Origin of the sequence: Parabacteroides bouchesdurhonensis (assembly GCF_900186615.1) — a bacterium.
Classification (GTDB): Bacteria; Bacteroidota; Bacteroidia; order Bacteroidales; family Tannerellaceae; genus Parabacteroides; species Parabacteroides bouchesdurhonensis.
On record NZ_LT896588.1, the window covers coordinates 796,279 to 819,225 of the forward strand.

General features: G+C 41.3%; 12 protein-coding genes. 4 read left to right on the plus strand and 8 right to left on the minus strand.

Annotated elements, in window-relative coordinates:
• Positions 1 to 8: 8 nt before the first annotated feature.
• The 5 genes from ruvA to C1721_RS03505 all read right to left on the minus strand — a co-directional run bounded on the left by ruvA (position 9) and on the right by C1721_RS03505 (position 9,228).
• Complete coding sequence (gene ruvA / locus C1721_RS03485) at positions 9 to 596, minus strand: Holliday junction branch migration protein RuvA (protein WP_102407182.1); 588 nt, start codon at positions 594 to 596, stop codon at positions 9 to 11.
• A gap of 197 nt (positions 597 to 793) precedes the next feature.
• On the minus strand, positions 794 to 2,248 hold the full coding sequence (locus tag C1721_RS03490; RefSeq protein ID WP_102409219.1) for a TrkH family potassium uptake protein: 1,455 nt from the start codon (positions 2,246 to 2,248) through the stop codon (positions 794 to 796).
• 8 nt (positions 2,249 to 2,256) lie between these two features.
• Positions 2,257 to 3,594 (minus strand): Trk system potassium transporter TrkA, encoded by a 1,338-nt coding sequence (gene trkA, locus C1721_RS03495; protein WP_102407183.1) that lies wholly within the window; start codon positions 3,592 to 3,594, stop codon positions 2,257 to 2,259.
• 60 nt (positions 3,595 to 3,654) lie between these two features.
• Positions 3,655 to 5,550, minus strand: coding sequence for a 1-deoxy-D-xylulose-5-phosphate synthase (gene dxs, locus C1721_RS03500; protein WP_102407184.1), 1,896 nt, complete (start codon positions 5,548 to 5,550; stop codon positions 3,655 to 3,657).
• A gap of 300 nt (positions 5,551 to 5,850) precedes the next feature.
• A complete protein-coding gene (locus C1721_RS03505; RefSeq protein WP_102407185.1) occupies positions 5,851 to 9,228 on the minus strand; it encodes a DUF6383 domain-containing protein in 3,378 nt (1,125 codons plus the stop codon).
• A gap of 805 nt (positions 9,229 to 10,033) precedes the next feature.
• On the opposite strand from C1721_RS03505, the gene C1721_RS03510 reads away from it, so the two are divergent.
• From C1721_RS03510 to C1721_RS03525, 4 genes are read left to right on the plus strand one after another with little or no spacing between them, the layout of a single operon-like run.
• Positions 10,034 to 11,020, plus strand: a complete 987-nt coding sequence (locus C1721_RS03510) for a GSCFA domain-containing protein (RefSeq protein ID WP_102407186.1) — start codon at positions 10,034 to 10,036, stop codon at positions 11,018 to 11,020.
• A gap of 3 nt (positions 11,021 to 11,023) precedes the next feature.
• Positions 11,024 to 13,489 carry a bifunctional UDP-N-acetylmuramoyl-tripeptide:D-alanyl-D-alanine ligase/alanine racemase gene (locus C1721_RS03515; RefSeq protein ID WP_102407187.1) on the plus strand — a complete coding sequence of 822 codons (2,466 nt, stop codon included), beginning with the start codon at positions 11,024 to 11,026 and terminating at the stop codon, positions 13,487 to 13,489.
• 55 nt (positions 13,490 to 13,544) lie between these two features.
• A complete protein-coding gene (locus C1721_RS03520; protein ID WP_102407188.1) occupies positions 13,545 to 14,402 on the plus strand; it encodes an enoyl-ACP reductase FabI in 858 nt (285 codons plus the stop codon).
• Between the two features lies 1 nt (position 14,403).
• Positions 14,404 to 15,012, plus strand: coding sequence for an L-threonylcarbamoyladenylate synthase (locus tag C1721_RS03525; RefSeq protein WP_102407189.1), 609 nt, complete (start codon positions 14,404 to 14,406; stop codon positions 15,010 to 15,012).
• Here the strand turns inward: C1721_RS03525 and C1721_RS03530 are convergent.
• The 3 genes from C1721_RS03530 to C1721_RS03540 all read right to left on the minus strand — a co-directional run bounded on the left by C1721_RS03530 (position 15,006) and on the right by C1721_RS03540 (position 22,823).
• Positions 15,006 to 17,678 carry a glycoside hydrolase family 2 protein gene (locus C1721_RS03530; protein WP_102407190.1) on the minus strand — a complete coding sequence of 891 codons (2,673 nt, stop codon included), beginning with the start codon at positions 17,676 to 17,678 and terminating at the stop codon, positions 15,006 to 15,008. The genes C1721_RS03525 and C1721_RS03530 overlap by 7 nt on opposite strands.
• Before the next feature lie 445 nt (positions 17,679 to 18,123).
• Positions 18,124 to 19,803, minus strand: a complete 1,680-nt coding sequence (locus C1721_RS03535) for a SusD/RagB family nutrient-binding outer membrane lipoprotein (protein ID WP_102407191.1) — start codon at positions 19,801 to 19,803, stop codon at positions 18,124 to 18,126.
• Between the two features lie 14 nt (positions 19,804 to 19,817).
• Entirely contained in the window at positions 19,818 to 22,823 is a 3,006-nt protein-coding gene (locus C1721_RS03540; protein ID WP_102407192.1) for a SusC/RagA family TonB-linked outer membrane protein, read from the minus strand.
• Positions 22,824 to 22,947 lie beyond the last annotated feature (124 nt).

Below are 22,947 nucleotides of genomic sequence, written 5' to 3' on the forward strand. Positions count from 1 at the left end.
TCTGGCTATTAAAGCATTCGGAGAGCTGTTTTAATGACCTGCTCTACAGCCAACAGAGGAGATCCTTTCAGTATTGTATTCACCGCTTTTTGCGAAGCGGCTTTCTGGAAGCCTAACATAACCAGGGCGGCAACGGCTTCTTCCGCCACAGCCGCGTTTCCGGCGGAAGGAGTAGCGGCGGCCGTAAGTCCGTCTTCCGGCTTCACTTTATTCTTCAAATCTACCAATATGCGTTGCGCCGTCTTCGCTCCGATACCTTTCACCGCCGTCAGGGCGGCTTCGTTTTTAGCCGATATGACCTGAATCAGTTCGGTAGGAGGCAGAGAAGACAAGATCATACGGGCCGTATTAGGTCCGACTCCCGACACGGAAGTTAGGAGCAGAAAGAGTTCCCGCTCTATCTTCGCAGCAAAGCCGAAAAGCAAATGGGCGTCTTCACGTATGATTTCATACACGTAAATCTTTCCCGAAGGCTTGCCGCTGTAAGCGCTGTATGTATTTAGGGAGATGTTAAGTTCGTAACCTATACCACTGCATTCCATAATCATACGGGTTGGTGTAAGTTCAACAATCTCTCCTTTTATATATTCTATCATCTGCGTGTCAAGTTAATGATTCGTTCATAATATAACGTAACGTTAAGCAAAAACGTATATACCGTCTGCAAAAATTGCCTTTAGTTGGTGGTGCCTTATCACGTATACGCGTTGGAATCTCCCACGCGTACGCGTGACAAGCTATCATGTGTACGCGTGGTAAGTTATCACGTTATGCCGTGAGACGGTATCACGAACTATTGCTTCCAGAAACCTGGTAATAAAATAGTTATGACTGTAAATATCTCCAGACGTCCCGTCATCATCAGAAACGAGAGAAACCATTTTGATACAACCGGAATATCGGCAAAGTTTCCCGTAGGCCCTAAAGTTCCCAAACCCGGCCCTACGTTACTGATAGCCGACACCACCGCCCCCTGGGCGTCGTCAAAACTAAGCCCGTCCAGCGTCAATGCCAGGCAGCTGATTATAATCAACGTTATATAGACGGAAACAAAAGCCAGCACACGGTGCACGATATCGGACGATACGACATGTCCGTTCATACGAACCGGCACAACGGCGTGCGGATGCGTCTGCTTCTTAAATACATTCAACAGGTTCTTGGTAAGAATAACGATCCGCCCCATCTTTATACCTCCGCTGGTAGAGCCCGAGCATCCGCAAACGGTCATCAATATCAGGGCTATCATCCAGAAGAAGGGCCCCCAGGGGATATAATCCACCGTACCGAATCCACAAGTGGAAATAAGCGTGGATACCTGAAAGGCCGACTGGCGGAAGGCGGCTTCAAAATCGGATTCAAACCCTTTAAGGTAAACCCATGCGGTAACGACTGCCACAGACAGCGCTACAAATGAATAAAACCAGCGGGTTTCTTCATCTTTCAGCAGCTTGCCGAACTTGCCGTTAATGAAGAAATAGATCAGCGTGATATTGGTTGCTCCCACACACATAAAGAGAGCAATAATATATTCTATGTAAGGAGAGTTCCAATAGGCTATACTTGCGTTCTTGGTGGAATATCCGCCGGTAGACATACAAGTCATCGCATGATTTACGGCGTCATACAGGTTCATCGGCCCTAACCACAGAAGCAATGTCAACAGCAACGTAAGGAATACGTAAACGCCCCACAATCGTTTGGCAACCTGCGTTACGCGAGGGCGGAAACGTTCATGGGTGATACTGGGGGTTTCGGCATCAAACAGCTGTGAGGCGCCTGTACCAAATATAGGCATCAGGGCAACGGTAAACACAATCATCCCGATACCTCCTTGCCACTGGGTAAGGCTGCGCCAGAACAGGATGCCTTTAGGCAACGCTTCTATATCCCGAAGAATGGTAGAACCGGTGGTAGTGAAGCCGGACATAGTTTCAAAAAAGGCATCGGTTACGTTATTAATATAACCGCCCAGATAGAAAGGAAGCATTCCCAATAACGAAAGACAGATCCAGGTAAGTGAAACCGTCAGCATACCTTCACGCCGTCCGGCGGAGTATTCGTTCGCATGGAATCCGATCAGATAAAACAGAACTCCAATCGCAAGCATAATCCCGCTTGATAAAAGTAGCGGATACAGATCATCGCCTCTATATAAAAATGCCACAGCCGCTGCGGATAACATGAATAGCGTCTCCAGGATGAACATCATCCCCAGCATCTTAATTATAAAACGTACATTCAGCAACATAACAACTAATTAAAGTAGTCTTCCAACTTACGCATGGCCGTATCCAGACAGAACACAACCACATGATCGTAAGCCTGTATCTGGGTATCACCTTTAATCATCATAGGTTCACCGTCACGAATAAGCCCGCCTAAAGTCATATCGCGGGGAAGGCGCAAATCCTTCACTTGTTTCTTTGTAATTTTTGAATCCGGGCGTGCCACCAGTTCCGCAACGTCGGCATTAGCAAACGTCAGGCATTTAACATTAGATACGTCGGCATCCAGCAGGAACTGGTAAATATGGCTGGCGGCAATCAGTTTCTTATTGATTACAGAACCGATGTCCATACTTTCCGCCAGCGGGATATAGTCTATATTCTCAATCTTGGCTATTGTCTTGAATACGCCAAAACGTTTGGCAGCCAGACAAGCCAGGATATTTGTACTTGAGTTGTCGGTAAGGGCAATAAAAGCCTGCGCATCTTTAATACCTTCCTGTATCAACAAGTCCGTATCACGTCCGTCTCCGTTAATAATAAGCACGTTGCTCGGCACAACCTCGGCTATACGGTGGCTTTTTTCCTTATTCGTTTCCAGTACTTTTACACGGATATTATTCGGCAGATACTGGCAGGCGCGAATAGCAATACGGCTTCCTCCCATAATAAAGACCTTCTTTACTTCCGGATCTTTTTTCCCGGCGTGCATACGCACATCTTCTATATGCGCTTTGGTGGTTGTAAAGAAAAGGATGTCTCCCGGCTCGATGCGGTCTGTGCCTCGCGGAATGATCGTTTCATTCTGACGCTTAATGGCCACAATATGATACAGCTTCTGTTCATTGAGCAATTCGGATAACAGACGGTTGACAATACGGGAATTCTCACGCACTTTTACACCGATCAGTATCAAAGCGCCTCCGAACAATTCCCAATACTGGCGCGTCCACGGACGACGCACGGCTGTCACAATCTCTTTTGCCGCCAGCATTTCCGGATAAATCATAGAGCTGATTCCCAGCTTCTCAAAGAGTTCCTTATTTTTAGGTAACAGGTATTCGTAGTTATTAATACGCGCAAACGTTCTGTGCGCTCCCAACTGATGAGCCAGGATACAAGCGGAGATATTCGTCGTTTCTTCGGGAGTAACACTAACAAACAAATCCGTGCGCTTTATACCCGCTTCCTCCAAATCACGTAAGGAAGTAGGATTTCCTACCACCGGCAATATCTCCATGCTTGAATTAGGAAAGTTGAGACGTTCCTCATTCGGGTCCATCAATACGATATCCTGATTCTCCTGAGATAACATTTTTGCCAAATGCGTTCCCACTTCACCTGCTCCGGCAATGATAATCTTCATACTACGTTAAAACACTCTAATTGTTGTTAGTACATTAAGCCTTCCCATCCGTATGAACATTCAGAAAGAGCGGATAACATTCGCTATCGACTCTGCGTCCATACCACATAGTTTATACAATTCAGGAATAGAACCGTGTTCTATAAATTCATCCGGCACGCCTATACGTTTTACATGAGGCGTATAGCCATTGTCTGCCATAAACTCAAGAACAGCGCTTCCCAAACCGCCTTTTATCACACCGTTTTCTACCGTGACAATACGGGTAAAACCCGCACCGATTTCATGCAATAATCCCTCATCTATCGGTTTCAAATAAATCATATCATAATGGGCAACAGACAAACCTTCGCCCTCTACCATGTTTATTGCTTTCATCACCTCGTTGCCAATCGGACCAAGCGAAAGAACGGCTATGTCTTTTCCGTCACGAAGTTTTTTCCCTTTACCAACCGGAAGGATAGCCATTTCATTGCGCCAATCGCTCTTTTCCCCTTTTCCACGAGGGTAACGGATAACAAAAGGCCCATCCGTTGTTTTATATCCGGTATACATAAGGTTTCTTAAATCCCATTCATTCAGAGGAGACGAAATAACCAAATTCGGTACCGGACGGAGATAAGCCAGGTCGAACACGCCATGATGAGTGGCGCCGTCTTCTCCTACCAACCCCGCACGATCCAAGCAAATCACCATATGCAGTTTCTGCAAAGCGACATCATGAATTACCATATCATAAGCCCGCTGCATGAAGGAAGAGTAAACATTACAGAACGGAATCATTCCCTCTTTAGCCAAACCGGCTGAGAAAGTAACGGCATGTCCTTCCGCTATACCGACATCGAATGCCCGCTTCGGAAAAGCTTTCATCATATAGGTCATCGAACAGCCTGTAGGCATAGCCGGCGTAACGCCGATAATACGTTCATCCTTCTCGGCCAGCTCCACCAGCGTATGACCAAACACATCCTGATAAAGCTGAGGTTCGTTCAGCGTATGAACAATAATACGTTCACCTGTTTCCTTGTTAAATCGTCCGGGGGCATGCCATTCCGTAGCCGATTCTTCCGCAGGCTTAAAACCTTTTCCCTTTTTTGTTTTAATATGCAGCAATTTCGGACCTTGCATATCTTTTATGTCATTCAGTATCTTAACCAGGTAATTCACATCATGCCCGTCTACCGGACCGAAATAGCGTATGCTGAATCCCTCAAAAAGATTATGTTGCTGGGTAAGTAAAGCCTTCAGGCTATTATTGAAACGAAGTATATTCTCACGGCGGTCGTCATTTATCAGTTTCATTTTACGCAATCCGCGATATACGTCGTAGCGCATCTTATTATAGGTCTGGCTGGTAGTAACATCCACCAAGTACTGGCTAAGTCCACCCACACTCTGGTCGATAGCCATATCATTATCATTAAGTATGATAAGCAGGTTATTCGGATTGGCGGAAGCATTGTTCAAGCCCTCAAAAGCCAAGCCGCCCGTCATTGCTCCGTCGCCAACTACAGCTATCACATGACGGTCCAATTCATTCTTCAAAGCGGAAGCTACCGACATTCCCATAGCAGCCGAAATCGAATTAGAAGCATGTCCCGCTATAAAAGCGTCATAGTTACTTTCTGCCGGATTCGGGAAACCACTGATCCCCTTGAACCGGCGAAGCGTATGAAAAGTTTCACGCCTTCCCGTCAGGATTTTATGACCATACGCCTGATGGCCAACATCCCATACAAGCCGGTCATAAGGAGTATTAAATACATAATGGAGCGCCACCGTTAACTCTACAGTTCCCAAGCTCGCTCCCAGATGTCCCGGATTCTCCGACAAAACATCTATAATATATTGACGCAAATCAGCACATACGTCTACAAGCTTATCCTGAGATAACTTTCGTAAATCTTCCGGATAATCAATACTGTTTAATATGTGTTCACCTTCGCATTCCGCCATAGTGACAATTTTTTGTGGCAAAAGTACAGAATTAACGGCATATATAATAGTTTTAGATAGTCAATTATTCACTTCCTCTCTAAAACATAGCACCTATCCGTAACAGAAAAACAAAAGCCCCATCAGCCGTAACGACTAATGGAGCTTGTTTTTTAGCTGTCTTTCTTCTTCACAGAAGAAAACAGTAAGAACTTTATTTTATTACTTAGTTTTTGCTGCTTATTCACTCATCCCGAGTTACTGAACGGCTCTCCCGAAAGAGAGTCGTTACGCAGCATCTCAAATTATTTGATTTCTATTTTATTCAACTACTGTCTTTACTGTTGCATCGTCTACCTTAACGATAACAACACCGGCAGAAGCAGGAATTACTTCAGCATCAGAAGTTGCAATAACAGTTGTTGCATGACCTACAATATCAGAAACGGTTACCTTTTTACCGGCAGCACCGTAAACAGTCACATTTCCTTCACCAGCTACAACCTTGATTGTATTAGCTTCAATTACTTCATTGTCTGTAGCAATTTCATCATCTGCAACGTGTTTAACATCGAAGATCAAAGCATCGTCGCCGCCTGTTATTTCGTCAAACTTAGAAGTATGACTGTCTGACAATACAAGGCAACCATTCTGCATCTTTAACCAAGCAGCATATTGAGGAGCGATATCACCACTAAGAGAAGCATAAGCATTAGCTCCATAGAATCCTGTTGTAGTTGTACCATAAGCGTTTTTATGGTTAACGTCCTTCATAGATTCAATCAAGAACTTCTGATCGCTTGTACCCGGTTTGATATAGCGCATTGACCAAGTTACATATTTATGTTTATCGGTGGTCAGGTTCTTAATGTAAACCAAGCGACCATTATCATCCTTGCCTGCAGCAATCATTGCATCATTTGCTTTCTTAATCTTTTCAAGCAATGCCAAGTTAACATCGTCTTTCGTTACACCGGCAAATTGATCTTTCAGGATATACAAGCTATCACCATATTGAATAGCTTTTACGAAACCTGCACGATCGTATTCTTTCCAGTTATAACCCTTATCCGCTGTAACCATCTTACCGGCAGCGATAGAGTCTGCGAAGTTCACTAAATATTTACCGAAACGCATATCCGGAGTAGCCTGAATATCGTGAGGACAGTTTTCAATAGGTTCTTTACCTGCAGCAATCAAAGCCTGGCAAGTAGGACATCTTTCAAATTCATGACCTTTAATATCTGTACGTTCGATAGAAATCAGGTATTGAGGTTTAACATAACCTAAACCACGTTCAACCCAAGCTGTATCAACAATGAATGAAAGACCGGAAGGAGCAGCTGACTCTGTATAGATACCTAAGAAGTCTACGCCCGGAACTTTAAAGTTCTTGTTACCTTCAATCTGCAATAATTCACCACGGTATTCTTCTACGAATCTCAATGTATCAGAAGCATCACCTTCATTGCCTTCCAGTTCTGCATTATTGAAACGTCTGTAAAGAGGAGCATCTGTCGGTTCTACCGTAAATGCAGAAGTTCTCGTTTCTTTTAAGTTCTGAACTTTCAAAACAGCAGTCTTACCATCATCTGCAGTACCTACCTTATGAGCATCATCCAAAATCTGGTTATCATAAGCATTAAAAGTACTGCCTGTACCGGCATTATAAGCTTCTATAATTGCGTAATAATCTTTATTTTCATAGAAGTTATTAGCTTTGAAATAGAAACTGTCAACTTTTGTAGTCTGATAATTTACAGCACCTACAGCATATTTATCTTCAGCAGCTTCAACCAGATAGTCATTACCCATAACAACTACATACTGTGTTCTGTGTAACTGGGCCAGACCAGGAATCTTCTTCAAGATCGCCGGAGTAACATTAACACCATATTTGTCATAGTTACCTTCAAGAAGAGTGAATGAACCTAATTCATCCTGAGCATACAAAATTGAATCTTTTGAATTCTTAGCATTTCTACCAATCCACTTATCATCGCTATACGGATGCAGATAGTTGAATTTATATTTCTCAACCAACAGATCACTCGGTTTCAACCATTTGTAGCCCAATTTTTCATCTTTGATAATAGCAGAATCTTCAATCTGGTCGAAATTCAAAGAAGCAACATTCAAACCAAACAAGCTTGAAGCAGTCATAATTTTACCTTCATCATCTTTAGCAAGCTGGATAGTAGAAGTCTGTCCGTCAAATTCACGGTTTGTAAGCATAACAGGAGATGAAGAAGCCAATGATTCAGCTTCCTGAGTCCTCCATATCAACCATTGATAAGCTGGCATATGTTCAGGATCTTGTTCGTCTAGAGTTACCCATTCAACAGTATTACCATTACCATGGATAGGAGCAGCCAATACTTGTTGTTTTTCATTTCTAATGATGTACAGACCGTTTGGAAGTGAATACTTATTATCTCCAACAGGAGTACAACCTACATAACCCAATTGGATATGTGTGTTCTGTCTGATAGTATCTACTGTTAAAAGACGAGCTCCATTGCTTGTACCATCCAATGACTGTAATGCAACAAATGCATTATGTTTTCTGATAGTATCAGCTGTGTACCACAAATTTCTGTTAGCTACTTCTGTTTCTTTTCTATGGAAAATAGCCTGGTTTACACGGATTGTAACGCTATCAACAGAAGGTTTGTAAGTAAACAGGAATTGATGTTGAGCTTTCAATTCTGAATTATTCAAACTATCTTCTGCTACAGTATAACCATAATCCGTCAAAATTTTAGTAGTTAATGAAGTCCAGTTGTAAGCCAAGAATTTAGCAGCACTTGCATCCGGATTTGTATAAGCGGTATCAACTCTTAAATAAGAAGAATCTGCTCTTGCTACATATACATATTTCACTGTATCTGCAGCACCACTTAAACTTGTTACCTGTCTTGCAAAAAATTTCTTAGCATTAAACGGATTCTCACGACTTGTATTCTGAACATCCGGAGTAAACTTTAATTGAACACCCTTGTCAGAAGCCTGAAGATCGAATAATGTGTTAATTTCATTTGCAGAAAGAATTATTTCCGCCGCTTTTCTCAGAGTAAACTTTTTAAAGTTATTATTCTGTTGTCTGATAGCGTTATCTGCTAAATCCTTAATAAGGAATACTCCTTCTTGTTGTACGGCAAGACCTACAACTGAGTCTGCTGTAAAGTAAGAAAACAAATAATTATCACGAGACAATTTTGTCTCATAATTATTGGCAAAAGCCCATCCGGCAATCTCCCCACCTACATATACAGAGTCCTCCACAGACACAAGCGGCATAGCTGGATTTCCCGGATTAAAATCGGCAATATTACCTTCCATTGTAATATCCAAACGCTGACCAGTTCCTTTATTCAAGAAATCATACTTAAAACTCTGACCCTGATTAGAAGAAGCTGCAATGCTTACGCACCAAAGTGTATTAGCCAAACTGTCCGAATGAGTGGGAGCTGCAACAAATTCCAGTTTACCGTCATTTGTCATGTAAAGCACACTATCCGCTAATGTTTCGGCATCATTGGCATCATTAGACAACTGATACAGACCATTATCGTCCGTCTTCAATTTGTCTACCGGCAGAGATCCCTGAAGAGTAGGAAGAACCGGATTCTGCGCACCAACAGACATCGCACCCAAAAGTGCAAAGCCTGCCACAAGAGTAGAAAACTTTTTGTTCATAATTTAAGAATTTAATATTAATACCAAAGTGTAATAAGTTCTATAATTCATCAACTAGTCCATACAAAAATGACTAGGGAAAACGATCGTCTAGATTCGTCATTTTTTCACCCATCGCGAAAGAGTTCGTATTCAGAATCCTTTGTTTTGTAACTGATAAGCTATATTGTTGATAAGAAAGTAGATAGGAGAAAAAAAAATATTCTAAAAGAATTGCAAGAATAAAAGAAAGATGTACCTTTGCAATGACGAATCTAGACGATCGTTTTCACTATCCACTTCATCTCTCCTTAAAAGCTGTTTATCAGGAGTTTATCTAGCAATAATCAAAATACTATTTATTTAATGTACGCGTACATTATAATAGGCGATAAATTCTTTATATCAAATCAATTTACGAAAATCAGATTTTGACAAATTGTCAATCATGGATAGTATAGTTTTTCCCTAAGATGCAACAACAATATCCAAGTATTCAAAAAAAAGGATTCAGGTGTAATAAGTGTTTCATCAGGGAGAAACTAAAATTTCATCCCGATGAAACTTTTTTTTCTCCCTGATGGAACTTTATTCAGCCTAAAAACACCAGATTCTCCTCAAAGCAGAAAATGGCTTTTTCACTCCTTTTTCTCTTCTATATCCTACAAATAAGAAAAAGCATAAAACAGAAAAACAAGTACACATGTAATACAAAAAGACACCAATCAACACATATAAGCGACATTTTGTCTCTCTTAATAAAAACCGTTTCTATGCATCCAAATATTTTATACATTTGTACAGAGATAAAAAACAAGATATAAAAATGGAGTTATCAACACCTGTATCTATCCCCAAACCCCGGTTTACATTTGAATATGGAAATCAGATCATGTTATTTGGCTCCTGTTTTGCAGAAAACATTGGAAGTAAACTGGAAGACAGCAAGTTTACGGTAGACTTAAATCCTTTTGGAACTCTTTACAATCCGGCATCAGTGGCTTTGGCTTTACGGAAATTATTTCAACCGGAACGATTTACAGGAAAAGACCTGTTTCTTCACGGAGGAATATATCATAGTTTTTCCCATCACAGCAAATTCTCTTCCACTTCGGAAACGGAGTGTCTGGAAAACATAAATGAAAGGCTTTTTGCATCATCCGAACGTTTACGCAAAGCAAATCGCCTGGTAATTACATTCGGAACAGCTTATGTGTACAAATTAAAAGAAAACGGGCAAATCGTATCCAACTGCCATAAATTGCCGGAGAAAATGTTTACCAGAGAATTATTACCCGTACAAGATATTGTAGAAAACTGGCAGAATCTGTTACTTTCTTTATGGGAGCAGAATCCGGAACTGAAAGTTTTATTTACGGTAAGCCCCATCCGTCACTGGAAGGACGGCGCCCACGGAAATCAAATCAGCAAAGCCACGCTGTTACTCGCTATTGAGCAATTGCAAAAGAGCTACGCAACCCATATTGAATACTTTCCGGCCTACGAAATTATGATGGACGAACTCCGCGACTATCGTTTCTATGCGGATGATATGTTGCATCCTTCTTCTTTGGCTATAGAATATATATGGCAGGGGTTTAAAGAAAATTACCTGTCACAAGAAAGCCTGGCAATACTTAAAGAATGGAACGATATAAAAAAAGCTCTTAACCATAAACCGTTCCAACCGGAAAGTGACGCGTACAGGCAGTTCATCTCGCAAACTTTGTTAAAGATGGAACGTATTAGCCGGAAAATAGCTTCCTTTGATATTTCAAAAGAATATGAATTGGTCAAGTCTAAACTAAAATAAAGAATGGAATACACAATCAAAGAAGTGGCCGGAATTATTGGTGCTAAAACTGAAAAGTTGCATAACGACTCTATAAGCATACTGCTGACAGACAGTCGCCGACTTTCTTTTCCGGAACAAAGTCTTTTTTTTGCTCTCAAGACAAAAACAAACGACGGACATAAATATATAGCTGAACTATATAAACTGCGCGTACGTAATTTTGTAGTAAGTACAATGCTTCCTGAATTTGACACGATGACGGACGCAAACTTCCTGCTCGTAAAAGACGTACTGAAAGCACTCCAAAAATTGGCTATTCATCACCGGAAACGGTTCAATATCCCTGTCATCGGTATTACCGGAAGCAATGGGAAAACGATTGTAAAAGAGTTTCTTTACCAATTATTACATAACGAATTCAATATTGTACGCTCACCCCGTAGTTATAATTCACAACTGGGCGTGCCGTTATCCGTATGGCAAATAAACGAAAAGAACACGCTGGGTATTTTCGAAGCGGGCATTTCCCAACCGGATGAAATGGAGCGTTTACAACCTATTATCGCTCCAACTATCGGTATTATCACTAACATTGGTGAAGCCCATCAGGAAAACTTTATCTCTACCACTCAAAAGTGTCTGGAAAAACTAACCTTATTCAATGATTGCGAAGCCATTATATATGACGGAGACAATGTTTTTATCTCTAATTGCATTGAATCCGCCTGTCTGTCTCATAAAGCCATAGCCTGGAGCCGGACCGATTCGGAAGCGCCTCTTTTCATCGAATCTATTCAGAAGAAAGAGAATGAAACCATTATTCATTGTACGTTATTAGGATTCAGCCAGGTTTATACGATTCCGTTCGCCGACGACGCATCTATCGAAAATGTGATACATTGCATGGCTGTCATGCTGTACTTAAAACCGACCAGTGTAAACGACCGGGAGAAATTCAAACACATGGAATCGGTAGACATGAGACTGAATGTGAAGCAAGGCATAAACAATTGCCTGCTAATCAACGATACTTATAACTCAGACATCAATTCTCTGGATATTGCCCTGGACTTCCAGCATAGCCGCCGCGTAGAAAAGAAGCTGAAAAGCACGCTGATCCTTTCGGATATTCTGCAATCCGGCACGCTGCCGAAATCTCTCTATAAGAAGGTGGCCGACCTGGTACGCAGAAAGAAAGTAGACCGTATTATCGGCATAGGCCGCGATATAATGGAATACGGCAGTGTGTTTGAGATGGAGAAAGAGTTTTATGCTACAACGGAAGATTTTATCAAATCTCCTTCGTTCCGTAAGTTCAACAACGAACTTATTCTGATAAAAGGCTCACGCCGTTTCCACTTTGAGAAAATCTCCGACCTGCTGGAAAAGAAAGTACATGAAACAATCTTAGAGGTTAATCTGGATGCCATCGTTCATAATTTCAATTATTACCGTTCCAAGTTAAAACCGGAAACCAAGATGGTTTGTATGGTAAAAGCGTTTGCCTATGGAGCCGGTTCATACGAGTTGGCTAAAACATTACAGGAACATCGGTGTGATTATCTGGCTGTAGCGGTTGCCGACGAAGGAGCCGAACTGCGTAAAGAGGGCATTTCCATTCCTATCATTGTGATGAACCCGGAATTCAGCAGCTTCAACGTATTATTGGAAAACCATCTGGAACCGGAAGTTTACAGCTTCCGCCTGCTGGATGCAATGATCAGGGAAACAGAACGCCGCGGAATGACATCTTACCCTATTCATATCAAAATAGACACGGGAATGCATAGGCTCGGATTCCAACCGGAAGATATTCAGGCAATATGTGAACGAATCAAGAACCAATCAGGAGTAGTTGTCCGCTCGATATTCTCACATCTTGCCGGTAGCGATTCACCTGTATTTGACGATTTCACCCAACAGCAACTGGACAAATTCACAAAAGCGTCCGCCGAACTGGAAGCAGGGCTTGACTATAAAGTAATTAAACATATCCTCAACTCTGCCGGTATTGAACGTTTCGCGAAGTATCAAATGGACATGGTCCGTCTTGGCATCGGTTTATACGGAGTAAGCGCATCGGGACAAAAAGGGTTACGCAACGTAAGTACGCTTAAAACAACAATTCTACAAATACAAAATGTTTCGAATGGCGATTCTGTCGGATATAGCAGAAAGAGCTATGTTACACGTGATTCGCGCATAGCAATCATTCCCATCGGATATGCCGACGGATTGAACCGGCATTTCAGCAACGGTGAAGGAGAAGTTGTGATAAACGGCCATCGTTGCCCGATTATTGGTAATATCTGCATGGATGCCTGTATGATAGACGTAACCGATATAGATGCCCGCGAAGGAGATACGGTTATCATATTCGGTGAAGAACATCCCGTTAGCGAGTTGTCGGATAAATTACAAACCATCCCTTATGAGATACTTACTTCTGTATCTCCAAGAGTTAAAAGGGTTTATTACAGGGAATAATTGGATATATTGCACATTATGCGTATTTTTGTGCCGTAATAAATATAAATAAGGTATGAGTCATAATTTATTGAAAGGCAAACGTGGCGTTATTTTCGGCGCGCTGAATGATATGTCTATTGCCTGGAAGGTGGCAGAAAGAGCCGTAGAAGAAGGGGCAACCATTACGCTAAGTAATACGCCAATCGCAGTTCGTATGGGTCAGGTAGATGCCCTGGCTGAGAAACTGAATGCACAGGTTATCCCGGCCGATGCTACAAATGTAGAAGACCTTGAGACTGTATTCTCCAAGTCAGTTGAAATATTAGGCGGCAAAATAGATTTTGTATTACATTCTATCGGCATGAGTCCGAATGTTCGTAAAAAACGTACATACGATGACCTGGACTATAGCATGTTGGAAAAGACATTAGATATCTCTGCCGTTTCTTTCCACAAAATGTTACAGGTTGCCAAAAAGCAGGATGCAATTGCCGAATGCGGATCCGTAATCGCTCTTTCGTATGTAGCTGCGCAACGTACTTTCTTCGGATATAACGATATGGCAGACGCTAAAAGTTTATTGGAGTCTATCGCCCGCAGCTTCGGCTATATCTATGGCCGTGAAAAAGGCATACGTATCAATACCATTTCCCAGTCTCCCACATTGACAACAGCCGGTAGCGGAGTGAAAGGTATGGAGCACTTGATGGATTTTGCCAATAAGATGAGCCCGTTAGGTAACGCAACAGCCGACGAATGTGCCGACTATTGTGTAATGATGTTCTCTGATTTTACACGCAAAGTAACAATGCAAAATCTTTATCATGACGGCGGTTTCTCGAGCATGGGTATGAGCCTGCGCGCCATGAACCAGTACAGCAAAGGTTTGGAAGAATATACCGACGAAAACGGTCATATCATATACGGTTAATATGCTTGTAAAGATTTATCCGGAAAATCCGAATCAGAAAGAAATAGACAAGGTTATCTCCGTCTTGAAGGACGGAGGCCTTGTTATTTATCCAACCGACACCGTATACGCCATCGGATGTGATGCGCTGAACGTACGTGCCGTAGAGAAAATATGCCAGATAAAAGGTATAAATCCGCAGAAAAGCGATTTATCTATTATCTGCTACGACCTTTCCAACCTCAGCGAATACGCAAAAGTAAGCAATCCCGCTTTTAAACTGATGAAGAAGAACCTGCCCGGACCGTTTACCTTTATCCTTCCTACCAGCAGCGAATTGCCTAAAATATACAAGAACCGGAAAGAAGTCGGCATTCGTATACCCGACAATAACATTACCCGCACATTGGTAAAAGAATTAGGAAACCCGATTCTTACCACTTCCGTACACGACGATGATGATGTAATAGAATACACAACCGACCCCGAACTCATTCATGAGAAATATGAGAACCGGGTCGATATTGTGATTGACGGAGGCTACGGAGGAACTGACGCCTCGACCGTTGTTAATTGCACAACGGATGATTTTGAAATCATCCGTCAGGGCAAAGGCGAATTAGTTTATTGACTTATCGGGCAAACAAGCCGGTTTGCCGTCCAACTATCCACTGCAATTTGTATCCGTTCCTTAGGAATAGAAGTTGAGAAATCCATATTTATCAATTGTTCATCTCCCGGCATCAACGTGATATAGTTATCCGAATAATGCACAGGTAATATCCGTTTACCCGTTTCCTTATCGAATACCTTTATACGATTGAAGAAGGAAATATGATTACCGGCTTTCAGTTCAACCGAACCTGTATAATGTGTTCCGTCCTGTGCAAGCGTTGCTTGTAACGCCGGAGTTGTTTGCGGCAATTGCGCCAGTGTGGTATAATCTTTAGGAGAAGTAGTAAGCCAATAGATATTAGATGTCACTCGTTTTTCGTCCGTGCTCTTTCCTTCACTTAATGTCAGTTTCAGGAAATAAACCCCTTCCAAGTCTGGTTCTTGCACCACAAACAGCTCTTTAACGGAGCTGGCATCTATACCGGTAGCCGCTTCTTTTTCCCAAAGCAATTTCCCCTCCCGGTTGTAAGTCTCGGCTTTTACCAAAAGATCTTTGCATTCATACACATTCGTATTCAGCAACTCCACCTGTTTACTAACCGGATTATAGAACGGGTGCAAAGACTCACAGCCTTTTTGCGTTCCATACAGCGAGGCATTAACATCCAAAGACCAATCATACATCTGTCCGCGTAAGGACGTCCATGGATTCTGCGTTTTCCAGATTAATATGCCTGTATACCATTTCCACATATTAGAAGCCCATCCTTCCATAAAACTGCGGTATTGGTCGTAGTTCACAACCTGCGCATATTTACAATAGGTCTCAATATCCTTCACCTCGCCAAAGCGTTCCAGATGATCCAGATAACCCAGGTCTTTATGATAGCGCCAGGTATAATTGCGCGTCCGGCCTTTACGCGGGAACTCACTCAAGTCTTGCTCCGTCATCATTTCACGCATACTTTCTATCTCCGGTGAACCTACAGAGCCGGCTTCCGGATTGAACGGATGAGACCGGAAAGTAAAGAACCATTCAGGCTCCTGAATTCCGTAAGGCCCATCTCCATTATCTCCCAATATGTTACGGGTAAATACCGTATCTGTTGAATAACTGGCAAAAAGACGTTCCGGATCGAGTTTGGGGAATATTTCCGTCTTTAGCTTTTCATCTATATCTTTAGCCAACGGCCATTCATTAGCTCCACACCAGAAACAAAGGCTCGGATGGTTACGGATCATCTTTACCTGATCTTCTACAGAGGAAATGAACAGGTCGTGATTATCCGGATATTCCCAGCGACGCTCTCTGGACTCCGCTTTCATCGGGTCTTCCCAAGCGCCATTGCAATCGCCGCTACCCCATAAATCCTGAAAGACCAGGATTCCATATTCGTCGCAGGCATTATAAAACTCCGGACGTTCTACCAAAGCTCCTCCCCATACACGAATCATACGCAAATTCATTTCCGCATGGAATCGCACCTCGTCGCGATAACGTTCGGGGGAAAGGCGTAATAACCAATCGGAATTAATATAGTTACCACCCGTAATATATACTTTTTGGCCGTTTACAAAAAACATCCTGCCTCCGGTTACCGGATCTTTCCCGGTCGTAATCTCACGTATACCATAACGAATACTCTCACTATCGCTTATCTTGCCATTCTGTTCAAAGCTGATGCTCATATCATACAAAGGATGCGCTCCTATTCCATTCGGCCACCACAGACGGGGATTCTTCACTATTATATCTTTCAATGATACATCCTTTTTTTCTCCCGGCAGAAGGGATACCGGTTGCTTTAACGTATAACCGTCTGTTCTACAAACAAGTATACCGGACTGTGCCGTCCCCGTTGTATTTTCCAACTCTACGGTTGTCTTTATACAAGCTTCTTTTTGTTGTTTATCCTTCGGACTCCGTATGCCAGGTACTTTTGCCACAATATACGGATGCTGTACCTTTACTGCTCCTGTAGTTGTAATGGATACTTCATCCCATATACCCGTATTACGGTCACGTACCGGCTGAATCCAATCCCAACCGGGGGTATATTGCATCGTATTATTACGGGCAATCATTCCATCGCCGCCTTGTCCGCCATTCGGATTGCCGGGATAGGTAGGCGGATAAACGATAACGGCAAGAATGTTCTTTTTACCGGTATGCAAATAAGGAGTTATATCAAAACTTTTACGAAGAAACATTCCCTCATGGGTAACGGCATTGATGCGTTTTCCATTCAGGAAAATATCGGCTTTATAATTTATCCCCCGAAAGTTCAGCCATACATTTTTATCTTGCGGTATGGAAGGGGTGTCAAATTCTTTTACAAACCAGAAAGTATAAAAATCCGAACCGACCTCATAAATATCCGGTATTAAGTTATTATTAAGGCCAAATTCGGGAGCGGGAAACAAATTATTATCCAGCATCGTTGTCAGTACCGTACCGGGCACACGCGCAGGCAACCATCCGGTTTTATCGAAAGCCGTCATAGACAACGTATTTCCATCCGCTTTAATTTCATTCGCCCTACGGGCGATCCATCCGTTATTCAGCAACATTTTCTTTCCCGGTTCAGGAAACGTAATAGTCTCTGTAGCAAGGGCGTGTACAGGAACAAGAAAATACAAAAGGCTTAACAGGAAAATACAGTTAACACATCTTTTTTTCATACGATCAGATTAATAATTACACAGACGAAAGATAACGACTTTTCTCCGTCCATAATTATTAAAACCAATCATTTTAATTTTTATTATCGAATAGCACCGGAGAAAAACAAGAGCTTGGCTATCAGATGTAAAAAGGGTAGCACATAGCCTTTTAAAAGGATATATCTTTTGAAACAAAAAGTCCCGTCTTAACATTCCAAAAGAGCTGACTTTTGAAGTGTTAAGACGGGACTTTTAAATTCAAAAGACCGCTCTTTTAAAATACCGTCCATACACTGTTAAAACGATACATTATTTTTAACGTTTCAACCTTTCAGCTCTTGCATTTTTTACCGGCAAATACCTGCAAAAAAGAACTGAAAGGTTGAAGGGTTTTTCTTTAAAGAAAAAAATTAAGTCAGAGAGATATTTTCAACCTCTCTGACTTAATTAAATCTTACTTTTATTAGAAGTTACGTCCGGTATCCCACCACAAACGAGTTGCCTCATTATCCGGGCCATTTAATAAATTAACAGCCTTCTCAACTTCTGCGGCATTCGCATTTTTATCATTACGCGGGAAAGGAAGACGTTTGATAAAATCGCCGTTCGCAATACTTGCGCTAAAATTATTTGCTACCGGGAATAATTTAGGATAACCTGTACGACGGAATTCACTCCAAGCTTCCTGTCCTTCCGGATACATAGCTAACCATTTCTGGTTAATTATCTTATGAAGTTTATCTTCTTTAGAAGCAGCTTCGTCCCATTTAACAGTACATTTATCAACTCCTTTAATATTATTTGCTGCATTATGAGGATCTTCATAGTCAACTCCTACACCTGTATCATTCTCAATATATTTGACATATTCCGAAGCAGGAATACCATATTCATCAAATGACACCTTAATTCCCTGTTCATATAAATCCTTCACAGAACCACCCATATTCCAACCACGTAAAGCACCTTCCGCACGTAAGAAATAGGCTTCCGCTACTTTCATCCAAGGCAAATGGTTCGACAACTGAACATTGTTTCCTGTATAATCAGCCATTCTTGTTTCCAAAGACATGTTTACAGTAGAATATGCCTGATAAATATCCTTATCAACTATAGCTCCCTGACGAATACCAATGTATTGCCCCATACTATTCGTATTCTGTCCCTGGCTATCTTTGATATCCTGGCTTATCCCCTTATCTTTAAACCATCCGACTTGTGTAACATAAATAGGCAAACGCGGATCGTTGTAACCTTTCAAGATACTAACCAAAGAAGCGCCGGCACGCATATCATTATAACCGATATTACATTCGGCCAAAGGATTCATTAATGTCGCATCTATCACTTCCACATTGTTGTTTCCCGCTACTAATACACCATACTTATGTCCAACAGCAGCTTCGGCCGTTTTCTGTGCCAGTTCGGGAGCAACAACAGCAAGACGCATAGCAAGGCGTAAACGTAATGTGTTAGCAAAACGAATCCATTGTTTATGATCCGAACCGCATACTATATCAAATCCTGACAAACGGTTTGCTTCTGCATTACCTGCGTCAACAAAAGTGGTCAGATCATTTACAGACTCTTCCAATTCTGCAAGAAAAGTCTTATAAAGAGTTTCCACATCATCATAAGGAACAGAAGAACCTCCCTGCATAGCCATTGTGTACGGAATAGGACCATAGCAATCGACTACCCTGTGCATCGCTTCTACACGAATAATCTTGGCTATGGAAGTATAATCCAACGCTTCTGTTGACTTGAGGATATCACTGATAGGTTTCATCACATAAAGTTCACCAGCCTTAAACGGTGTTTCATTCCAACCTTCCTGCAATGAATACGTAGAATTATTCTTATTTCCGTTAAAAGGCGTCGGATTAGCCATATAACCGGAGTATAGGTCTGCATTTAAATTTTGCTGTAATTGGAACTCATAGTTTCTATTTTGATAATTCAGATACACAGAAACTATCGGCTGGTTGAAACGGGATGCGATTTTAACCTGGGAAGGTTCCAAACCATTCGGATTTGTATTAATATTTTCAAAATTATCCGTACAAGCCGTTACCCCCATCAAAAGAGCAATACCCCAAAACGGCAATGTGTTTTTTATTTGTTTAAATATATTCTTTTTCATAATGATAGACGTTTTTAGAATGTAACCTTCAAATTAATACCATAGCTACGTGTTGCAGGAAGTCCAAATGAATCATAACCTTTCCATGCATTATTAGTAGAAACAGACAAATCAGGATCATTAGGCGAATCTTTATAAATGAAGAATAAGTTACGAGCCACGAATGACAAGTTCAGATTCTTGGAAGCTCCTAACAAGTTACGGAATGTATATCCCAACGACAATTCGCGCAAACGGAAATTTGTTGCAGAATATACATAATTACCTTTTGCTCCTTCTTTACCAGAAGTTGAAGAATAGTACTTCTGAGCATCCATTTTCTGACCGTTACCGATATCAACACCACCATTATCGCGGGCATCGGCTGTTTCTTCCGTTACACCGAAGCTATCCAGATAACTCTGCGTCATACTGATTGTATTGCCGCCAATCTTTCCATCAATCAAAAAATACAAAGAGAAATCCTTATAAGTAAATGTATTACCCCAACCTAACTGCCATTTAGGATTCACATTACCTAAATAAACGTCATTATCAGTCAGCATTATTTCACCTTTATCAGATAAGACCAAAGAACCATCGTCATTACGTTTCAAATCTTTACCATAGATATCGCCATAAGATCCACCTTCTTTTAGCATAAAACGATAACCGGCACCACTACCAACTTGAACTCCATCAGCTAAACGGTCGTCCAACTTCTTAATCTTATTATCGTTATATGAAATATTGAATTCAGGTTTCCAACTCCAATCCTTAGCAAAGTCCCAACGATAGCTTGCAGATGCTTCAAAACCTTGGTTCTGAATATCTCCGGCATTAATATAGTATTGTTCATAACCGGAAGCTAACGGAGCATCAATGGTAAAATATTGGTTCTTGTTGTTCGTTTTATAATAAGTAATATCAAAGTTAAAACGGTTATCGAACATGGCCAAATCAATACCAAACTCCATAGAATGCATCTTTTCAGGTTTCATTTCCGAGAATGGCTCCTTTGTATTCGGTTCTAACTGCCCCAAGTTAATACCATCCATAGGATAAGTAATGTAAGCAGGAACATCATTACCTACAACGGAGTAAGAACCACGAATCTTAAGCAAATTAACTTTCTCAGATATCGGAATCATTTCATTCAACAAAGCTGTCAAACCTACCGAAGGGTAGAAATATGAATAGTTATGTGTATAAGCCAACGCAGAAGCCCAGTCATTACGTCCTGTTACATCCAAGTAAATCATACTATTGTAACCAAACTGCACTGTTCCAAACACAGAATTCAAACGTTTATGAGGATTACTTGTTCTTTGATTTCCGTTACCATTAATATTTTCAGGGACAAAGAAGTTTGCTTCTATCAAACCTAATTTATCGCTATCCAAAAAGGTATTTTGAACTTTAGACTCCATGAAACTTGTTCCTAAAGAAGCATTTAATTCCCACTTTTCATTCCATGTTTTATTAAAGTTAGCCATAAAATCTCCATAGAACTGCTTTGCGTCAAAACGCTCCTGGCGATAACGTCCGTTTGCATGAGCTGCCCAGTTGATATTAGTAGTAGCATGCCATTTACGTTCAAATTTATCAAATGTATTATCTACACTCAAACGTCCCTGTATGTTCAAATAATCAGTAATCTTCAACTTTGCTGTTGCTGAAGCCATAATACGGTCACGTTTTTCTTTAGACTGAACGCGGTTCAAAACCCAATACGGGTTGGCAGTAAAGTCGTCTAATGAAGTATACCAGTTCTGAGCCATCAAGTTTCGAGAATCATCAAACGTCTCAAAATTCTTTTTATAATATCCGAAGTCTCCATTTTGAGGGAATGAATATAAACCTGTCAATGGGTTTATATAGGTACCTCCATGAGGACGGTTTGTTGCTTTCTGAGTAATATATGAAAGAGAAGCATCGACTGTCAAACGGTTATTAAACAAATTGAATGTCTCACGCATTGACATATTATGACGTTGAAAATCATTCGTAGGCATAATACCCAATGCTGTTGTGTTTGCATAAGAAAGGAAACTTTGCATTTTCTCAGTGCCACCATTAATTGTAACAGAGTTAATATAGGTAGAACCAGTACGATAAAAGTCATTCACATTATCCATTGCCTTCTTGTCATTATCAGCAATCTTTTCCCCCCAGCTCATCAAGCTCAACTGGTCTCCAGTTTTAACAGCACCATAACGGCCTTGCAATTTGGGGAGTGCCAATGGAGTTTCCAATGTTATATTAGAAGAAAAATCCACGCGTGCAGCACCGTCACGGCCTTTCTTTGTTGTAATCATGATTACACCATTGGCAGCCATACTACCATATAATGCGGCAGCGGAAGCACCTTTCAGCACGTTCATGCTGGCAATATCATCCGGGTTCAGGTTACCAAGAGCATCACCACCGTCACGACCTTCATATTCTCCGGACAACTGAGTTGTTTCAGGATTATTCATTGGAATACCATCAATAACAATTAGCGGCTGGTTATTTCCATAAACGGATTTATTACCACGAAGTACAATTTTTGAAGATCCACCGGCACCGGTAGCATTCGGGGTAATAACCATACCGGCGGCTTTACCTTGTAATGAATTAATCAGGTTTGCATCTTTAGCACGTGTCAATTCCTGACCGGCAAGTTGTTGAGTAGCATAAGTCAATGATTTTGCTTTGCGTTGGATACCCATTGCAGTGACAACAACTTCTTCAATTTTTTGTGAATCCGAAAACATATCGACATTAATGACGGTACGACCACCAACAGGCTCTTCGATTGTTTCCATTCCTAAATAAGAGAATTGCAGGACAGCATTGTCTCCTACTTCCAGTGCATACTGACCATCCAGATCGGTTACAGTTCCATTTGTTGTTCCTTTTTCAACAACGTTACAGCCAATTAATGGCATACTAGCGTCTTTGTCCATCACGACACCGCTTACTTTTTTTTGTGCCCACAGCACACTTGTACATGTTCCTATACAGAACAGTACAAACAAAATAAAGCTCTTTCTCATAAAGCTAGATTGTTTAGGCGAGTTAATAAATATAGTTTTAAACGTTCTCAATTAGTTTTTGGCATTAAATTCACTTAACCATTAGGCACTAAGTCTTATTAGAACTAAGGTCGGTTTGTTCATT

What these genes read in the sequence shown, in the direction of transcription:
- C1721_RS03525 (WP_102407189.1), top strand. Translation starts at nt 14,404, where the DNA reads ATGCTTGTAAAGATTTATCCGGAAAATCCGAATCAGAAAGAAATAGAC.
- C1721_RS03520 (WP_102407188.1), top strand. Translation starts at nt 13,545, where the DNA reads ATGAGTCATAATTTATTGAAAGGCAAACGTGGCGTTATTTTCGGCGCG.
- trkA (WP_102407183.1), bottom strand. Translation starts at nt 3,594, where the DNA reads ATGAAGATTATCATTGCCGGAGCAGGTGAAGTGGGAACGCATTTGGCA.
- C1721_RS03515 (WP_102407187.1), top strand. Translation starts at nt 11,024, where the DNA reads ATGGAATACACAATCAAAGAAGTGGCCGGAATTATTGGTGCTAAAACT.
- dxs (WP_102407184.1), bottom strand. Translation starts at nt 5,550, where the DNA reads ATGGCGGAATGCGAAGGTGAACACATATTAAACAGTATTGATTATCCG.
- C1721_RS03505 (WP_102407185.1), bottom strand. Translation starts at nt 9,228, where the DNA reads ATGAACAAAAAGTTTTCTACTCTTGTGGCAGGCTTTGCACTTTTGGGT.
- ruvA (WP_102407182.1), bottom strand. Translation starts at nt 596, where the DNA reads ATGATAGAATATATAAAAGGAGAGATTGTTGAACTTACACCAACCCGT.
- C1721_RS03540 (WP_102407192.1), bottom strand. Translation starts at nt 22,823, where the DNA reads ATGAGAAAGAGCTTTATTTTGTTTGTACTGTTCTGTATAGGAACATGT.
- C1721_RS03530 (WP_102407190.1), bottom strand. Translation starts at nt 17,678, where the DNA reads ATGAAAAAAAGATGTGTTAACTGTATTTTCCTGTTAAGCCTTTTGTAT.
- C1721_RS03535 (WP_102407191.1), bottom strand. Translation starts at nt 19,803, where the DNA reads ATGAAAAAGAATATATTTAAACAAATAAAAAACACATTGCCGTTTTGG.
- C1721_RS03510 (WP_102407186.1), top strand. Translation starts at nt 10,034, where the DNA reads ATGGAGTTATCAACACCTGTATCTATCCCCAAACCCCGGTTTACATTT.